The sequence below is a fragment of the Brevundimonas sp. genome (assembly GCF_035998205.1).
In the GTDB taxonomy this organism is placed as follows: Bacteria; Pseudomonadota; Alphaproteobacteria; order Caulobacterales; family Caulobacteraceae; genus Brevundimonas.
In genome coordinates, this window is record NZ_DASYHT010000006.1 from 335,301 (window position 1) to 352,862 (window position 17,562).

Here is a 17,562-nt window from a genome sequence, read left to right on the forward strand (position 1 = left end):
CCGCTGGTCGTCACCCTGTCGTTGGCCGGACACCGGCGACGCTTAACGGCCCTTCCATGATCCCCTGATCTGATGGGGATTGGGGAGCTTTATCATGACCGTTGCGCGCACCAAGTCCTGGCTGCTGGCGTCCGCCGGCCTCGCCGCCTGCCTGTCCTCGCCCGTTCTGGCCCAGCAGGCCGACCCGGGCGTGACCACCGTCGACGAGATCATCGTCACCCTGCAGAAGCGGGAGCAGTCGATCATCGAGGTGCCGACGGCGCTGACCGCCTATTCCGGCGAGTTCCTCCGTGAAATCGGCGTCGAGGACTTCAACGAGCTGGGCCTGTTCACGCCGGGCTTCGACGTGCAGGACCAGTCGCCGAACAACCCGGGCTTCGTGATGCGCGGCATCACCTCGGACTCCGGCGAGGCCTATATCGAGCCGCGCGTGTCGGTGTTCCAGGACGGGGTGTCGATCTCCAAGGCCCGCGGCTCCTACGTCGAGCTGTTCGACATCCAGCGCGTTGAGATCGCCAAGGGCCCGCAGTCGACCCTGTTCGGGCGCGGCGCTCTGATCGGGGCGGTGAACATCATCCAGAACAAGGCCTCGCTGGCCGGCTTCGAGGGCGAGCTTTCGGCCCAGGCCGGGTCGCTGGGCCTGCTGCAGTTCGGCTCGGTGGTGAATGCGCCGCTGTCCGACACCTTCGCCGCCCGCCTGGCCTTCCGTCACCGCCAGCGCGACGGCTCGGTGGAGAACGCCCTGGGCGGCGAGGACTTCAACGGCGTCGACACCTCGGCCGCCCGCCTGTCGCTGCTGTGGCAGCCGACGGACGCCTTCCGCGCCGACCTGATCCTGAACTACCAGCGCGATGGTTCGACCGGCACCTCGTTCAAGGCCCGCAGCTTTGTGCCGACCGACCCGGCCACCGGCGCGGTGCTCGGCGGGGCCGAGCCGTGGGAGCCGGCGGCCCTGCGCGCCGGCCAGAACTTCGTTGACGGCTCGCGGCTCGGACTCGACCGCGAGGTCTATGGCGCCACGGCGATCCTGCGCTGGGACCTGAGCGACTCGGTCAGCCTGACGTCGATCACCGCCGCCCGCACCTTCGACTCGGTCGAGGTGTTCGATCCGGACGGGATCAGCCTGCCCATCCTGACCATCTCGGAAGACGCGACCGGCGACCAGTTCAGCCAGGAGCTGCGCCTGAACTATGACGCCGGCGGCCGTTTCCGGGCCTTCGTCGGCGCCGGCTATTTCGAGGAAGACGGTTCGCAGCGCCTGCCGCTGCAGTGGGACGAGCGGGCCACCCTCGCGCTGCTGACGGGGCAGCTTAACGGCGGCGCCGCAGGCACCGGCTTCGCCGCCAACCGCCCCGCGCCGCTGGCCCTGTTCGGCAACACGGCCTTCACCGGCGCGCTCGTGCAGGGGCTGGTGGCGGCCTCCTCGGGCAACACGATTCTGCTTTCGGCCCAGCAAGGCCAGGCCATCGCCGCCAACCTCAGCCCCAACTACACCGAGATCGTCACCAACTCGGCCGACCTGCAGTCGTTCGACGTCTTCGCCGACGTCAGCTACGATCTGACCGACCGGCTGGAAGTGGGCGCCGGCATCCGCTTCACCTCGGACGAGAAGACCTCGGGGATCGCCTCGGCGGTGACCGGCGGCCAGCGCAGCGTGCTGGGTTCGGTGCTGGCCGGGGCCTCGATCCGCAGCGCCAGCCTCGTGGGCGCCCTTGCCGCTCCCAACGCCGGCCAGATCCCCTTCGGCGCCACCTACCCGGTGCCGACCTTCGGCCTGTTCATCCAGCCGACCACCGGCGGCGCCGTGCAGGAGCAGTCGCTGGAGGATGACGGCTTCACCTGGCGTCTGACCGCCCGCTACGAGATCGACGCCAACACCAGCGTCTACGCCAACTACGCCCGCGGCCGCCGCCCGGCGGTGCTGTCGCCGAGCGTCCCGTCGGCCCCGCCGCTGGCGTCCGCGACCGGCGGCCAGGCCAGCTTCCGCGTGGTCGATGAGGAAACGGTCGACAGCTTCGAGGTCGGCTACAAGGCCGCCAGCCTGCTCGACGGAACCCTGCGCTTCGAGACGGCCGCCTTCTACTATGGCTACGAGAACTTCCAGACCCAGATCCAGGAAGGCGCGGTGTTCGTCACCACCAACGCCGGCGAGGCGACCTCCTACGGCGTCGAGATGCAGGGCGTCTGGACGCCGGCGGACATGCTCGATGTGTTCGCCACCTATGCGTACAACCGCTCGCGCTTCGACGTGGGCCGCTTCGACGGCAACCGCTTCCGCCTGTCGCCGGACCACCAGGTCTCGGTCGGGGCCTCGGCCCGTTTCGCCCTCGCCGGCGGCGAGCTGCGGGTGACCCCGAGCTACACCTGGCAGTCGGAAGTGTTCTTCGACGACAATAACGACGTGCCCGCCCTGCAGGGCGGTCTGGTGCCTGACGTCGTGCAGGACGAGACGCAGGACAGCTATGGCCTGCTCAACCTGCGGGTGGCCTTCACCCCGGCGGACAGCAACTGGTCGCTGGAGGCCTTCGGCGACAACCTGCTGGACGAGGAATACTTCAAGGACGCCGGCAACACCGGCGATGCGCTGGGCCTCGCGACCTTCATCGCCGGGGCGCCGACGACCTGGGGCGTGGGCCTGACCCTGCGCTACTGATGACCGGGGCGGGGCCGTCCCTGCGGCGGTCCCGCTCGTCCAGCCTGCCTCCGGGAGTTCGCCCATGACCGTTGATCGTCGCCGCCTGCTGGGTCTGTTCGGGGTCGGAGCCGCCGCCGGCTGCGCCACCGCGCCGGAGCCGCCGCGCGCCCCGGGGACCGGCGGCGCCGTCAGCTTTGCGCATGGGGTGGCCTCCGGCGACCCCGACGCGACCTCGGTGCTGCTCTGGACCCGGATCAGCAACGCGGAGGACGATCAACGCCTGCGCTGGCAGGTGGCCGGGGACGACGCCTTCAGCCGCATCGTCGCCGAGGGCGTGACCGCGACCAGCCGGGCCCGCGACCACACGGTCAAGGTGGTGGCCGAGGGGCTGCAGCCGGGGACGGACTACTGGTACCGCTTCATCGCCGCCGACGGGACCGGCTCGCCCGTCGGCCGCACGCGGACCCTGCCGGACGCCGCCTCGACCGACCCGGTAGTGCTGGCGGTGTGCTCCTGCTCGCTGCACCCGAACGGCCTGTTCAACGCCTATGACGCCATTGCCCGGCAGGAGACGCTGCACGCGGTCGTGCACCTGGGCGACTACATCTACGAATACGGCGCGGCGCCGACCGACTACGGCATGGTCAACGGCCTGCGTCTGAACCGCATCCCGGAGCCGGCGCACGAGATCGTCAGCCTCGCCGATTACCGGGCCCGGCACGCCCAGTACAAGGCCGACCCCGATCTGCAGGCGGCCCACGCCCGGGCGCCGTGGATCGTGGTCTATGACGACCACGAGACCACCAACGACAGCTTCGACGTCGGGGCCGAGAACCACCAGCCGGACGAGGGCGACTGGGCGACGCGCAAGGCCGTGGCGCTGAAGGCGTACTTCGAGTGGATGCCGATCCGCGAGCCGCGGGCGGAGGGGTCGCTGGAGGCCGCAACCTATCGCAGTTTCCGCTTCGGCCGCTCGGCTTCGCTGCACATGCTCGAGACGCGGCTGATGGCCCGGACGAAGCAGCTGGACTACGCCACGGACTTCTACACGACGGGCCCGGACGGGCAGCCGGTCGCCGACCGCGCCGGCTTCATGGCGAAGCTGAACGCGCCGGATCGACGCCTGCTGGGCGACGACCAGCTGGCCTGGCTGGAGCGCGACCTCGCCGTCGCCGCGCGCGACGGCGCAGCCTGGCAGGTGATCGGCAACCAGGTCGTGATGGCGCGGGTGACGGCCCCGGACTTCGGGGCCCTGATCCCCGAGGCGACCCTCAACGCCGTGCTGGCGACCTTGCCGGAAGAGCGGCGCCAGAGCATCCGCAGCCTGATCAGCCTGTTCGGCCAGGACGTGCCGCTGAACCTCGACGCCTGGGACGGCTACCCGGCCGAGCGGGAGCGGCTGTATGCGGCGCTCAAGCGGGCCGGCGCGCGCCCGGTCGTTCTGGCGGGCGACAGCCACACCTTCTGGGTCAACCGACTGGCGGACGCCTCCGGGGCCGACGTCGGCGTCGAGTTCGGCACGACTGCGATCAGCAGCCCGAGCCCGGCGGACTCGCTGGGCCTGCCGCCGGCCTTCGCCAACCAGGCGGTCAATGACGCCAACCCCGAGGTGGCCTTCATCGACTTCCAGCCGCGCGGCTTCGTGCGCCTGACCCTGACGCCGGAGCGGGCCCGCGGCGAGCTGATGGCGGTCTCGACCATCCTCGAGAAGCCCTATCGCCTCGACGTTCTCAAGGCGTGGGAGGTCGAGGCCGGGGCGCCGGGCGTGACCGGGCCGCTTCGCGAAGCGTGACCCCGGCTCAGCGCTCGCGCACCCGCAGGGAGGCGAGGGCGGCGAGGGTGAAGGCGCCGGCGCCGATCAGCAGGGCGTAGATGGCCTGCCCCTCAAACAGGTACTTGAGCACCAGCCCGAGCAGGGTGGCGGCGACCAGCTGGGGCACGACGATGAAGATGTTGAACACCCCCATGTAGACGCCCATCTTGCGCGCCGGCAGGGCCCCCGAGAGGATGGCGTAGGGCATCGACAGGATCGAGGCCCAGGCGATGCCGACGCCGATCATGGGCAGCCACAGCAGCTGCGGATCGCGGATCAGGAAGATGCCGGCGAAGCCGGCGGCCCCCAGCAGCAGGTTGATCGCGTGGGCGCCCTTGCGGCCGGTGCGGCGGGCCACGACCGGGATGGCGAAGGCGGCCAGGGCGGCGACGCCGTTGTAGACCCCGAACAGCACCCCGACCCAGTCGGCCCCGGCGTTGTAGGCGGCCGAGGTCGGATCGCTCGTTCCGTAGTGCACCGAGGTCACCGCCGCCGTGGTGTAGATCCACATGGCGAACAGGGCGAACCAGCTGAAGAACTGGACGATCGCCAGGTCGGCCATGGTGCGCGGCATGCGGAAGATGTCGTCGACCACCTCCGTCACGCCGTTGACGGTGCGGGCGGCGTGCAGGGCCCCGACGACCATCTGCAGCAGGCCGAAACCGGCGACGAAGCCGGAGAAGATGTAGAGCTCCTTCTCCACGCCGAAAGCCCAGACGCCGTAGAAGGCCGCGCCCCCGACCAGCAGCCACAGGAGGCCGCCGACCAGATAGGCGCGCGGCGTGCGCGCCGGCGCCTCGCGGGCTGCCGGGTCGAAGGCCGGCTCGCCGGCCAGCCGGGCGCGGTGCGCCTCGAAGGCGTCAAGCTGGGCCGGGCTGTACTCGCGGCTGGTCACGATGGTCCACAGCACCGCGGCGAACAGGCCCGCGGCGCCGACGTAGAAGGCGATGCGCACCGTGTCGGGCACCACGCCTTCGGGCGCGGTCGAGGCCACCTGGAAGACGTTCGACAGCAGCCACGGCAGGCACGAGGCGAACACCGCCCCCGTGCCGATGAAGAAGCTCTGCATGGCGAAGCCGGTGGTGCGCTGCTCGTCCGGCAGGTTGTCGCCGACGAAGGCGCGGAACGGCTCCATGGTGATGTTGATCGAGGCGTCCATGATCCACAGCATGGCCGCGGCGAACCACAGGGTCGGGGAGTTGGGCATGGCCACCAGCGCCAGGCTGGTCAGGATGGCCCCCACGAGGAAGTAGGGGCGGCGGCGCCCGAGTCGGCGGCTCCAGGTCTTGTCCGACAGGTAGCCGATGACCGGCTGCACCAGCAGGCCGGTGAGGGGGGCGGCGATCCACAGGATGGCCAGCGAGTCCACCTCGGCGCCCAGGGTCTGGAAGATCCGGCTGGTGTTGGCGTTCTGCAGGCCGAAGCCGATCTGGATGCCGAAGAAGCCGACGCACATGTTCCAGATGGCGAGGCCGGACAGACGGGGGCGCTGGCTCAGCAGCGGGGCGGCGGGTGCGCTGGACATGGTCGAACTCCTCCACAGCCGGTCTTTCGCCGGTTCAGGTCGCGATCATTCAAATAAAAAAGCCCCGGCCGCAAGGGCCGGGGCAGGAGGTTTCTCAGGAGAGAACTTTAGAAGCGATAGTTGATGCCGATCAGATAGGTCGAACCATAGACCTGATAGTCGATCGGCTGGGTCTCGAGATTGTTGTTCAGCGTGACGAACTCTTCGTCGGTGAGGTTGTTGCCTTGCAGCAGCAGCGACAGCCCCTCCAGCGGGCCCGACTGGAACTCGTAGCCGATCTGGGCGTCGACGATGTTTTCGTCAGCCACGGTGCGGAAGGTCCGGCCGTTGCCGAAGCCGGCCACCTCGCCGAGGAACTCGGAGCGGTAGCGGTTCGAGACCCGGGCCGAGAAGCCGTCACGCTCGTAGTAGACGGTGACATTGGCGACCTGCTCCGACAGGCCCTCGATCGGGCGCGACGGGTTGCCCGGCTCGGGCTGGATGTCCGACGAGGTGTCGGCCCAGCTGGCCACGATCCCGAAGCCCTCCAGCGGCGAGATGAAGTCGCCGAGCGCCAGCGAGGCCGCGACCTCGACGCCCTCGATGGTCCCGCCCGTGCCGTTCTGCGGCGAGTTGTACAGACCGAAGAACGAGGCGGGAGCGCCCTGACCCGGAGCGGTCGGGAAGTTCAGGCCGGAGAAGTCCTGCACCACATTCTGGTTGTAGATGTAGGTCTTGAGGTCCTTCAGGAAGCCGGCGATCGACACATAGGACCGCGACGTGAAGTAGTGCTCGTACGACACATCGAGGATGTCAGCTTCCCACGGACGCAGTTCCGGGTTGCCGCCGCCGCCGCCGAAGTAGGCGGCGTTGATGTCGGTCGAGTTGCGGTTCTGCTCGTTGAAGCCGTAGGTCCGGCTGGCGCGCATCTGGTCCATCCGCGGACGGGCCTGCACCCGGGCGGCAGCGAAGCGCAGCACGTCGGACGGCGACAGTTCGAAGATCAGGTTCAGGCTGGGCAGGAAGTCCCGGTACTCGACGCCACCCGACACCGGCGTGGAGACGCCGTTGATCTGGCTGGTCGCGGCGAAGCCATTCGACGACTGATCGACGTCGATCATCTGCAGACCGGCGTTGCCGGTGAAGGGGATCGGGCCGAGGCTGCCCTCGAGGTTGGCCTTAACGAAGACGTTGATGACGTCCTCGCTGACTTCCCAGTTCTTCGACACGACGTCGAAGTTGGCGTTGCGCTGCTGCGCCAGGGCGCCGGAGTCGAGCACGCACTGCGTGTCGTAGCTGATCATGCTGAAGCCGAGGAAGCCGATGCTGGTCGGCTCCAGCAGGCAGTCCGTCGGGATCGGACGCGAGGTGACTCCGCCGGACGGGATCAGGAAGAACTCGTCAGAGACGAAGCTCTTGTCCCGCGAGGTGAAGTTGGCCCCGGCCTCGATCGAGCGGATCAGGCCGCCCGCGAAGGTGTAGGTGGTGGCCAGACGCACCGCGTTCAGCTCGTCCTCGGTGATCGGCGAGTTGAGATAGCCGGCCTGGATCTGCGAGCCGCCCCAGCCGCGCGGGTCGGTCAGCACCATCCGCGTCGGATCGGTGTAGTCGAGGCCGGTCTGGAAGCTGGCCACGCCGCGGCTGTCGAGGGTGTAGGTGATGTTGTCCGTGGCGCCGGCGAAGTTGTAGCCGTAGCCCGAGTAGGACTCGATCACCTGGTCGGTGCGGTCGACGGTCGAGCTGCTGACGTCCAGCGACACCGCCCAGTTGTCGGTCAGGTCGTACTCCAGCCGCAGGCCCAGCGAGGTGGTCTCGGCCTCCCGGGTGTTCAGGTCGTTGCGGACCACGCCGCGCACGCCGTTGAAGGTCGCCTGGGTGATCAGACCGTCGGTGACGGTGTAGTTGGGCTGCAGCTGCTCGCGCGAGGCGTCGCCCCACCACAGCGGGATCTCGATGCCGCGCAGGATCTGGGTGTTCTCGAACTCCGAGTAGAACACGTCCGCGGTGGCGCGGAAGCGGTCGTTCGGAGCCCATTCCACCACGCCCATGACGCCGGTGCGTTCGATCAGGCCCGACTGGGCGTAGGGCTTGGCCCCGCCGAGGATGGCCTGGCCGACGGCGCCCGCGTAGGCGGCGGGGTTGGCCTGGATGTAGGCCGGCCAGGTCTCGACGCTGGGATAGCCCCAGGCGTTGTAGCGCTCGTTCTGGTAGGGCGTTTCCATGTAGGCGACGCCAAGGGCGACGCCGAGCGTGTCGTCCATGAACTGGTCGACGAAGGAGGCGCTGATGCGGTGGCCGGTGTCCTCGGCGCCGGCGTTCAGCGAGCCGAGGTCGTTCCACTCGTAGCGGTAGTTGATGGCCCCGGCGCGACGGCCGTATTCCAGCGGGCGAACGGTCTGCAGGTCGGCGGTGCCGGCCAGGCCCTGGGCGGCGAGGGCCGCGTCCGGGGTCTTGTAGACGATGACGCCCGACAGCAGTTCCGACGGGAACTGGTCGAACTCGACGCCGCGGTTGTCACCGGTGGTGACCTGCTCGCGGCCGTTCAGAAGGGCGGTGGTGAAGTCCGGGCCGAGGCCGCGGATGCTGATCACCTGGGCGCGGCCGTCGATGCGCTGGGCGGCGAGGCCCGGCAGGCGCGCCAGCGACTCGGCGATCGACTGGTCCGGCAGCTTGCCGAGGTCCTCGGCGGCGATGACCTCGACGATCGAGGTGGCCCGGCGCTTCTCGGCGATGGCGGTCTCGAGCGCGGCCGCGATGCCGGTGATGACGATCTCTTCGACTTCGGTCGCGTCCTGCGGGTCCTGTGCGGACTGCGCGAGCACGGGGCTGGCGCCGCAGATGGCGATCATGGCGGCGCCGGCCAGCAGCCGGGCGCGCGACGGGGTTCTCATGGCCTCTATCCTCCCTTGGGCCATCCGCCTTCTGGAATGCGCGGTAGGCCTGACGTTCGCAAAAGAACGCAAATTTGAGGCAAGTTGCAACGGCGAATCTTACTGACGCCATAAACTGGCCGTGATCGAAACGGGGCGGTAATGAAAAAAAGCCAGCAAAAATAATGGTAAAGCAGAAATGTCACGCTCTGCGCCCCCGATCCGGCCGGGTTGACACGGTGAAAATCGCCACGCAAAAGTTTGCAAAAGACGGCTGAGGGCCGCGCTTCCTGGGAGGAGTTTGGGATGACTCGGGTCCGCGCCGCCGGCGCGTCAACGCGGTTGCGCCGCGTTCTGGCCAGCGGTCTGGCCGCCGCCGCCCTTCTGTCCGGCCTGCCTGCGGCGGCCCAGGACGCCGCCTTCCGGGACCGGCTGCCCGAGGACGAGGTGGTCTATTTCATGCTGCCGGACCGGTTCGAGAACGGCGACCCGTCCAACGATCGTGGCGGGCTTGAGGGCGACCGGCTCGTCACCGGCTTCGACCCGACCCACAAGGGCTTCTATCTGGGCGGCGACCTGGCCGGCCTGATCCAGCGGCTGGACTACATCCAGGGGCTCGGCGCGACCGCCATCTGGCTGGGGCCGATCTACCAGAACAAGCCGGTGCAGGGACCGCCCGGCAATGAGTCGGCCGGCTATCACGGCTACTGGATCACCGACTTCACCCGGGTCGATCCCCACTTCGGGACCAATGCGGAGATGGAGGCCTTCGTCACCGCGGCGCATGCCCGGGGCATCAAGGTCTATCTGGACATCATCACCAACCACACCGCCGATGTGATCCGGTATCGCGAGTGCTACCAGGCGCCGTGCGCCTATCGCTCGCGGGCGGACTATCCGTACCAGCGGCGCGGCGGGCCGGACGGGCCGGCGATCAATCCGGGCTTCCTCGGCGACGGGCCGGCGCATCAGACGGCGGAGAACTTCGCGCGTCTGACCGACCCGTCCTATGCCTACACGCCGTTCGTGCCGGAGGCCGAGGTCGGGGTGAAGGTTCCGGCCTGGCTGAATGACCCGGTGCTCTATCACAACCGCGGCGACAGCGACTGGCGCGGTCCAGAGACCGTGACCATGGGCGACTTCGCCGGGCTGGACGACCTGATGACCGAGAACCCGCGGGTGGTTCAGGGCTTCATCGACATCTTCGGCGAATGGATCGATCGCTTCGGCGTCGACGGCTTCCGCGTCGACACCGCCAAGCACGTCAATCCGGAGTTCTGGCAGGCCTTCGTGCCGGCCATGCAGGCGCGGGCGGCGGCGCGCGGCATCCCCAACTTCCAGATTTTCGGCGAGGTCTACGAGTTCCAGCCCGGGGCCCTGGCCCGCTTCACCCGCGTCGACAGCTATCCGTCGGTCCTCGACTTCGCCTTCCAGGGCGCGGCGGTCGAGGTGTTCGCCAGGGGCGGCGCGACCGACGTGCTGGAGCGCCTCTACTTCCAGGACCCGGTCTATGCCGGCGGGACCGAGGCGGCGCGGCGGCTGCAGACCTTCCTGGGCAATCACGACATGGGCCGCTTCGCGCGCTTCGTGCGCGAGGCCCGCCCGGACGCCTCGCCCGACGAGGTGCTGCGCCGGGTCGAGCTGGCCCATGTGCTGCTGATGACCGGGCGCGGTTCGCCGGTGATCTACTCCGGCGACGAGCAGGGTTTCGTCGGCGACGGCGGCGACCAGGACGCGCGCGAGCCGCTCTTCCCCAGCCAGGTGGCCGTCTACAACGACAATGTCCTGCTGGGCACGGACGCGACGGCGGCGGAGGCCAACTTCGACACCGACGCGCCCCTGTACCGGCTGATCGCCAGCCTCGCGGCCGTGCGGCGCGCCGAGCCGGCCCTCGCGCGCGGCGACCAGGTGGTGCGCGCCTCGCAGGACGGGGCCGGCGTGTTCGCCTTCTCGCGCCGGCTGGATGGCGTCGAGACCCTGGTCGTGTTGAATACCGCCGAGACCCCGTTCGAGGGCGCCATCGAGGTCGAGGTCGGCTCGGACCGCTGGCGGTCGCTCGCCGGGACCTGCGTCCCGACCTCCCAGGCGCCCGGCAGCGTCCGCGTCAGCCTGGGCCCGCTCGATTATCTCATCTGCACGACGCGAGACGCCGCTTGACCACCACCCTCATCTCCCGTCCCGTCGCCGCCCCCGAGCCGGAAACGGCCGCCGACGTCTGGTGGCGCGGCGCGGTCATCTACCAGATCTATCCGCGCAGCTTCGCCGACTCGAACAACGACGGCGTCGGCGACCTTAAGGGCATCACCGCCCGGCTGGATCACGTCGCCTCGCTCGGGGTGGACGGGATCTGGATCTCGCCCTTCTTCACCTCGCCGATGCGCGACTTCGGCTATGACGTGGCCGACTATTGCGACGTCGATCCGATCTTCGGCACGCTGGCGGACTTCGACGCCCTGGTGGCGCGCGCCCATGCGCTGGGGCTTAAGGTCATCATCGACCAGGTGTTCTGTCACACCTCGGACCGGCACGCCTGGTTCCAGGAGAGCCGGCAGAGCCGGGACAATGCGAAGGCCGACTGGTACGTCTGGGCCGATGCGAAGCCGGACGGATCGCCGCCCAGCAACTGGCAGTCGGTGTTCGGCGGTCCGGCCTGGACCTGGGACGCGCGGCGCGGCCAGTACTACATGCACAACTTCCTGCCGGAGCAGCCGCAGCTGAACCTGCACCATCCCGAGGTGCAGGACGCCACGCTGGCGGCGGCGCGGTTCTGGCTGGAGCGCGGGGTCGACGGCTTCCGCCTCGACGCCATCAACTTCGCCATGCACGACCCGGCCCTGACCGACAATCCGCCGGTCACGACCCCGGGCAAGCGCACCCGGCCGTTCGACTTCCAGCGCCATCTCTACAACCAGAGCCACGCCGACATTCCGGCCTATCTGAACCGGCTGCGGGCCCTGACCGACAGCTACGGCGGCCGCTTCACCGTGGCCGAGGTCGGCGGCGAGGACGCCGAGCGCGAGATGAAGCTGTTCACCGCCGGCGACGACCGGCTGAACAGCGCCTATGGCTTCCTTTATCTGTATGCGGACAAACTCAGCGCCGACCTGCTGCATCAGGCCGAGACCATGTGGCCGGGGGCGGCGGGGGAGGGCTGGCCGTCCTGGACCTTCTCCAACCACGACGCGCCGCGGGCGGTGTCGCGCTGGGCCGCCGAGGCCGATCGCAAGGCCTTCGCCGAGATGGCCATGCTGCTGCTGATGTGCATGCGCGGCAACGCCTTCGTCTACCAGGGCGAGGAGCTGGGGCTGCCCCAGGCGCATGTGCCGTTCGAGCGGCTGGTCGACCCCGAGGCGATCGTCAACTGGCCCCAGACCCTGGGCCGGGACGGGGCGCGCACGCCCATGCCCTGGCGCGCCGAGACGCCGTGGGCGGGCTTCTCCGGCGTCGAGCCCTGGCTGCCGGTCGATCCGCGTCACCCGCCGCTGGCGGTCGAGGCGCAGGAAGCGGACCCGGCCTCGACGCTGAACGCCACCCGCCGGGCCATCGGCCTGCGTCGGGCCCATGCGGCCCTGCGCGTCGGGCGGCTGACCCCGCGCGAGGTCGCGGCGCCGCTGGTCGCCTTCGAGCGGGTGGCCGACGACGGGCGCCTGCTGTGCCTGTTCAACCTCGGGCCGGAGACGCAGACCCTGCCGGCGGCTCTGGCGGCCGAACCCGGCTGGCGGCGCCTGCTGGAGGTGAACATGGACGGCGCGGCGCCGGGGACCCTGCCGCCCTACGGCGCCTATGTGGCGACCCGGGCGTGAGCCGCCGCGGGTCAGCCCCCGCAGCTCTCGCGGACGATGAGGTCCGTGGCGACGCGTTCCGAGCGCAGCGCCCCCTCGCCCTGGTGGTCCAGCAGCTTGGACACCAGCAGCCTGCCGGCGCGGGCGGTGTTCTGGGCGATGGTCGACAGGGCCGGGCCGGAGTAGCGGGCGAAAGGCACATTGTCGTAGCCGATGACCGAGACGTCCTTCGGCACGGCGCGGCCGGCGCGGCGCAGGGCGCGGATGGCCCCGAGCGCGATCAGGTCCGAGGCCGCCACCACCCCGTCGAAGGCGACGCCGCGACGGATCAGCGATTCCACCGAGGCTTCGGCGCTCTCGACCTCGAAATGGGCGTCGACCACCAGCGCCGGATCGGCGGCGAGGCCGGCCTGGGTCAGGCCCTCGAGGTAGCCCCGCCGACGCTGGTCGACCTCCGGCGCCTCGGTGTCGCCGAGGAAGACGATGCGGCTGCGGCCCAGCCGCGCCAGGTGCAGGGTGGCCCGGCGGCCGCCGAGCACATTGTCCGAGCCGACGCAGCAGTAGCGCTGGTCCGGCAGCTGGGCGCCCCAGACGGCGAACCTGTCCTCCACGTCCGCCAGCCGGTTGAAGGCCTCGTGCAGATGGCTCTGGCCGAGGAAGATGACGCCGTCGGCGCGGGTCGTGCTCATGACCTGGCGCAGGTCCTCGAAACTGTCCGGGGAGACGTGGCTGACGAGGAAGTCGCAGTCGCGCTGGCGCGCCGCGTCGCCGACGCCGGCAAACAGCTCGAGGAAGAAGGGGTCGGAGAGCCAGTAGTTGTCGCGGCCCTGCGGCCGGGGCACGATGATGGCGATGACCGCTTCGGCCCCCTCGGGGCCCGCCGGCATCGAGCGGCGCAGGGCGTAGCCGTGCTCCCGCGCCAGCTGCCAGATGCGCTGCTTGGTCTGGGCGTTAATCGCCGGACTGTCGTTGAGCGCGCGCGAGACCGTCGAGATCGACAGTCCGGTCATCGCCGCGAGGTCCGCCAGACGTGTGGCCTTCCGGGTCATGCAAAATTTGCCGCAAAAGTTTCAGGCCTCGGTCGCAGAGTTCGCCGGGTCTGGCAAGCGGCCTTCGTTTTTTCTCTCGCCCCAGGAGTCCCCATGCTGAGACGCCTCTTCCTGACCCTCGCCCTGGCCGTCGCGCCGGGGCTGGCGCTGGCCCAGAGCCCGCCGCCGCCGCCGCCAAGCGCCACCGTCACCTCGCCCGGCGGGGTGCTGAGCGTGACCCTGTCGACCAATGGCGAGGGCCGGCCCTTCTACACCGTCAGCCGCCTCGGCCGGCCGGTGATCGAGGAGAGCCGCCTCGGCTTCATGCTGGTCGGCGCGCCGAAGCTCGAGCGCAACTTCCGCCTGACCGGCGAGGCCCGCGCCAGCCGCGACGAGACCTGGGAGCAGCCGTGGGGCGAGCGCCGCTTCGTGCGCGACCGTCACAACGAGCTGCGTGTGACCTTCACCGAGCAGGTCGAGCCGCGCCGCCGCTTCGACGTGGTGTTCCGCGTGTTCGATGACGGCGTCGGCTTCCGCTACGAGTTCCCGGACCAGCCGCAGCTGCGCGATGTGGCCATCGCCGACGAGCTGACCGAGTTCAACCTGGTCGAGGCGGGGGAGGCCTGGTGGATCCCGGCCGGGGAGTGGAACCGCTACGAATACCTCTACAACCGCACTCCGATCGCCGAGATCGGCCGCGCCCACACGCCGATGACGGTCAAGCTGGACAGCGGCCTGCACATCGCCTTCCACGAGGCGGCGCTGGTCGATTACTCCGGCATGTGGCTGCGGCGGGTCTCGGGCCAGCGCTTCACCGCGCAGCTGGCGCCCGGCATCGACGAGGCGAAGGTGCGCCGCACCGCCCCGTTCCCGACCCCGTGGCGGACGATGCAGATCGCCGACGACGCTGGCGGCCTGTACATGTCGGACCTGATCCTGAACCTGAACGAACCCAACGCCCTGGGCGACGTCAGCTGGGTCGAGCCCTACAAGTATGTGGGCATCTGGTGGGGCATGCACCTCAACACCATGACCTGGGCCTCGGGCCCGAACCACGGGGCCACCACCGAGCGCACCCGCGACTACATCGACTTCGCCGCCGAGCATGGCTTCCGCGGGGTGCTGGTCGAGGGCTGGAACGTCGGCTGGGACGGCGACTGGTTCGGCAACGGCCAGGACTTCAGCTTCACCCAGCCCTATCCGGACTTCGACCTCGAGGGTCTGGCCGCCTACGCCCGCGAGCGCGGCGTGCATCTGGTGGGCCACAACGAGACCTCGGGCTTCGCCTCGCACTATGAGGCGCAGATCCCCGAAGCCTTCGCCCTGTACGAGCGTCTCGGCATCGACTCCATCAAGTCCGGCTATGTCGCCGACGCCGGCCAGGCCAAGGTGCTGGACGACAACGGCGAGATCGCCTGGGCCTGGCACGACGGCCAGCACATGGCGCGGCACCATCTGAACGTGGTGCGCGCTGCCGCCGAACACCGCATCGCCGTCAATCCGCACGAGCCGATCAAGGACACCGGCCTGCGCCGGACCTACCCGAACTGGGTCTCGCGCGAGGGCGCCCGCGGCATGGAGTTCGCCGCCTGGGGCGTGCCGCCGAACCCGCCGGAGCATGAGGCCAATCTGGTCTTCACCCGCATGCTGTCGGGCCCGATGGACTACACGCCCGGCATCTTCGTACTGAACGGCCAGCAGCCGGGCAGCCGCATCCAGAGCACCCTGGCCAAGCAGCTGGCGCTCTATGTGGTGATCTACAGCCCGATCCAGATGGTGGCCGACCTGATCGAGAACTACGCCACCAACATGGAGGCGTTCCAGTTCATCAAGGACGTGCCCGTCGACTGGGCCGACACGCGGGTGCTGAACGGCGAGATCGGCGACTTCGTCACCTTCGCCCGCAAGGACCGCAACTCCGAGGACTGGTACCTCGGGGCCGTCACGGACGAGCACGGCCGCGTGCTGCCGGTGCGGCTGGACTTCCTCGATCCGAACCGCCGCTATCGCGCGGAGATCTACCGTGACGGCGACGATGCCGACTGGGAGACCAATCCCTACGCCATCGCCATCGAAACCCGCGAGGTCACCGCGCGCGACGCCATGGACCTGCGCCTCGCCCCCGGCGGCGGCATGGCCGTGCGCTTCGTGGCGCTGGGCCGGCGGTAGGGGCGCACAAAAAAGGCCCTCCCCCTCGATGGGGGAGGGTTGGGTGGGGGTGAGTGCGCGAGGCGTCCGGATGGGTGCAGGAGGCGGCGCCGCCTCAAGCGTCTTTCCGTCGACGTCGTGTTCCCACCCCCATCCCCGACCCTTCCCCCATCGAGGGGGAAGGGAGTGGCGGCTACGCCTCCGCCAGCGTCGGGTCGCCCGCCTCGATGGCCATCGACCGCCGGGTACTCAGCACCCCGCCCGGGGTCGACACCCGGTCCAGCACCTTGAAGTCGGTGCGCCAGCGCGCGTGGGTCAGGTCGCAGATCACATAGCCGCGCTGGGCGTTGTTGAACTTCAGGAACGGATTCTGGCTCTGGATACGGGCCATGTCGGAGCGCTGGTCGACGCCGTCGCCCGAGGAGCTGATCGAGGTGGTGACGAACTCGGTGGCGATCGGCCGGCCCTCGGGGTTGCGCCCGTCGAGGAACAGCTCGCCGGCGTAGTTCTGGTGTTCGTCGCCGGTCAGGACCACCACATTGTCGATGTTGCGGCGCTGGATGTGGGTGAGCAGCCGCGCCCGGGGCACGCGATAGCCGGCCCAGGTGTCGAGGTTGTAGCCGACCTCGCCGTTCAGGTTGCGGTTCAGGTCCATCAGCATGACCTGCTGGGCCAGCGCCTTCCAGCGGGCGCGGGAGCCCTGCAGGCTCTGGAACAGCCAGGCTTCCTGGGCCTGGCCCAGCACCTCGGCGGCCGGATCGTTGACGCCGTCGCAGGTCGAGGCCCAGCGCTCGTTGCAGGGCTGGTCGGTGCGGTACTGGCGGGTGTCCAGCAGGTTCAGGTCCAGCAGGTCGCCATAGACGGCGCGACGGTACAGCTGCATGGCCGAGCCGCGCGGGAAGGCCGAGCGCCGCAGCGGCATGTTCTCGTAGAAGGCCTGCAGCGCCGCCTGCTGGCGCAGGCGGAAGATGGCCGGGTCGGTGCCGTCCTGGTCGAGGTCGCTGACCCAGTTGTTGTCGATCTCGTGGTCGTCCCAGGTGACGAACCAGGGGGCCGAGGCGTGGGCCGCCTGAAGGTCCACGTCCATCTTGTACTGGGCGTAGCGCCGCCGGTAGTCGTCCAGCGAGAAGGTCTCGCCGCCGAGGTGGGGGCGCGGCTGGGCCTGGGGGCCGCTGGCGCTGTTCCACACCCGGTTGCCGCGGCCCTCGTAGATGTAGTCGCCGTAGCAGTAGATGAAATCGAGGGTCTCGTCGGCGATGTAGCGGTGGGCGGTGTAGTAGCCCTGCTCATAGTTCTGGCAGCCGACCACGCCGAAGCGCACGCCCGCGGTCGGGGCGCCGGCCGCCGGGGCCGTGCGGGCCCGGCCGGTCAGGCTGCGCTCGCGCCCGGCGCTGAAGCGGTAGAAGTAGTCGCGGGCGGGCTGCAGGCCCTCGACCTCGACGTGGACGGCGTGGCCCAGCTCGGGGCGCGCCACCACCTCGCCCGAGGCGACGGTGCGGTTGAAGCCGCGGTCCTCGGCCACCTCCCACGACACGCTCATCGGCGCGGCCGGCATGCCGTAGCCGGTCTCCAGCGGACGGGGGGCCAGACGGGTCCAGATGACGAAGCCGTCCGCCGCCGGGTCGCCCGAGGCGACGCCTAGCTGGAAGGGGTATTCGGCGAACACCTGCTGGGCCAGGGCCCCGGTGGAGGCGAAGCCCGCGGCGCCGGAGGTGAGGCCGAGGATCAGGCCGCGACGGGAGGGGGTGAAGAGGGACATGCGGGCGCTCCGATCGACAGTTG

The 17,562-nt window shown here is 69.8% G+C and carries 9 protein-coding genes; 5 read left to right on the forward strand and 4 right to left on the reverse strand.

Annotated features, from left to right (window positions below):
* Positions 1-94 precede the first annotated feature (94 nt).
* Together VGN74_RS11560 and VGN74_RS11565 are read left to right on the forward strand one after the other, a co-directional pair.
* The gene (locus tag VGN74_RS11560; RefSeq protein ID WP_327448321.1) at positions 95-2,653 is read left to right on the forward strand and encodes a TonB-dependent receptor; all 2,559 of its coding nucleotides are present in this window, start codon (positions 95-97) and stop codon (positions 2,651-2,653) included.
* Positions 2,654-2,717: 64 nt separating this feature from the next.
* Positions 2,718-4,427 carry an alkaline phosphatase D family protein gene (locus VGN74_RS11565; RefSeq protein ID WP_327448323.1) on the forward strand — a complete coding sequence of 570 codons (1,710 nt, stop codon included), beginning with the start codon at positions 2,718-2,720 and terminating at the stop codon, positions 4,425-4,427.
* A gap of 7 nt (positions 4,428-4,434) precedes the next feature.
* On the opposite strand, the gene VGN74_RS11570 is transcribed toward VGN74_RS11565, so the two are convergent.
* Positions 4,435-5,973 carry an MFS transporter gene (locus VGN74_RS11570; protein WP_327448325.1) on the reverse strand — a complete coding sequence of 513 codons (1,539 nt, stop codon included), beginning with the start codon at positions 5,971-5,973 and terminating at the stop codon, positions 4,435-4,437.
* A gap of 107 nt (positions 5,974-6,080) precedes the next feature.
* On the reverse strand, positions 6,081-8,843 hold the full coding sequence (locus VGN74_RS11575; protein ID WP_327448327.1) for a TonB-dependent receptor: 2,763 nt from the start codon (positions 8,841-8,843) through the stop codon (positions 6,081-6,083).
* Between the two features lie 285 nt (positions 8,844-9,128).
* Here VGN74_RS11575 and VGN74_RS11580 point away from each other — a divergent pair, with 285 nt between their 5' ends.
* Together VGN74_RS11580 and VGN74_RS11585 are read left to right on the forward strand one after the other, a co-directional pair.
* Complete coding sequence (locus VGN74_RS11580; protein ID WP_327448329.1) at positions 9,129-10,979, forward strand: alpha-amylase family glycosyl hydrolase; 1,851 nt, start codon at positions 9,129-9,131, stop codon at positions 10,977-10,979.
* 11 nt (positions 10,980-10,990) lie between these two features.
* Positions 10,991-12,625: an alpha-amylase family glycosyl hydrolase gene (locus tag VGN74_RS11585; RefSeq protein ID WP_414643573.1), complete on the forward strand. Its 1,635-nt coding sequence runs from the start codon at positions 10,991-10,993 to the stop codon at positions 12,623-12,625.
* 11 nt (positions 12,626-12,636) lie between these two features.
* Here the strand turns inward: VGN74_RS11585 and VGN74_RS11590 are convergent, their stop codons facing one another.
* Positions 12,637-13,653 carry a LacI family DNA-binding transcriptional regulator gene (locus tag VGN74_RS11590; RefSeq protein ID WP_327448334.1) on the reverse strand — a complete coding sequence of 339 codons (1,017 nt, stop codon included), beginning with the start codon at positions 13,651-13,653 and terminating at the stop codon, positions 12,637-12,639.
* Positions 13,654-13,746: 93 nt separating this feature from the next.
* Here VGN74_RS11590 and VGN74_RS11595 point away from each other — a divergent pair, with 93 nt between their 5' ends.
* A complete protein-coding gene (locus VGN74_RS11595; protein WP_327448336.1) occupies positions 13,747-15,801 on the forward strand; it encodes a glycoside hydrolase family 97 protein in 2,055 nt (684 codons plus the stop codon).
* A 172-nt stretch (positions 15,802-15,973) separates the two neighbouring features.
* On the opposite strand, the gene VGN74_RS11600 is transcribed toward VGN74_RS11595, so the two are convergent.
* Positions 15,974-17,539, reverse strand: coding sequence for an alkaline phosphatase D family protein (locus VGN74_RS11600; RefSeq protein ID WP_327448338.1), 1,566 nt, complete (start codon positions 17,537-17,539; stop codon positions 15,974-15,976).
* Positions 17,540-17,562: the final 23 nt, after the last annotated feature.

What these genes read in the sequence shown, in the direction of transcription:
- VGN74_RS11560 (WP_327448321.1), top strand. Translation starts at nt 95, where the DNA reads ATGACCGTTGCGCGCACCAAGTCCTGGCTGCTGGCGTCCGCCGGCCTC.
- VGN74_RS11565 (WP_327448323.1), top strand. Translation starts at nt 2,718, where the DNA reads ATGACCGTTGATCGTCGCCGCCTGCTGGGTCTGTTCGGGGTCGGAGCC.
- VGN74_RS11570 (WP_327448325.1), bottom strand. Translation starts at nt 5,973, where the DNA reads ATGTCCAGCGCACCCGCCGCCCCGCTGCTGAGCCAGCGCCCCCGTCTG.
- VGN74_RS11575 (WP_327448327.1), bottom strand. Translation starts at nt 8,843, where the DNA reads ATGAGAACCCCGTCGCGCGCCCGGCTGCTGGCCGGCGCCGCCATGATC.
- VGN74_RS11580 (WP_327448329.1), top strand. Translation starts at nt 9,129, where the DNA reads ATGACTCGGGTCCGCGCCGCCGGCGCGTCAACGCGGTTGCGCCGCGTT.
- VGN74_RS11590 (WP_327448334.1), bottom strand. Translation starts at nt 13,653, where the DNA reads ATGACCCGGAAGGCCACACGTCTGGCGGACCTCGCGGCGATGACCGGA.
- VGN74_RS11595 (WP_327448336.1), top strand. Translation starts at nt 13,747, where the DNA reads ATGCTGAGACGCCTCTTCCTGACCCTCGCCCTGGCCGTCGCGCCGGGG.
- VGN74_RS11600 (WP_327448338.1), bottom strand. Translation starts at nt 17,539, where the DNA reads ATGTCCCTCTTCACCCCCTCCCGTCGCGGCCTGATCCTCGGCCTCACC.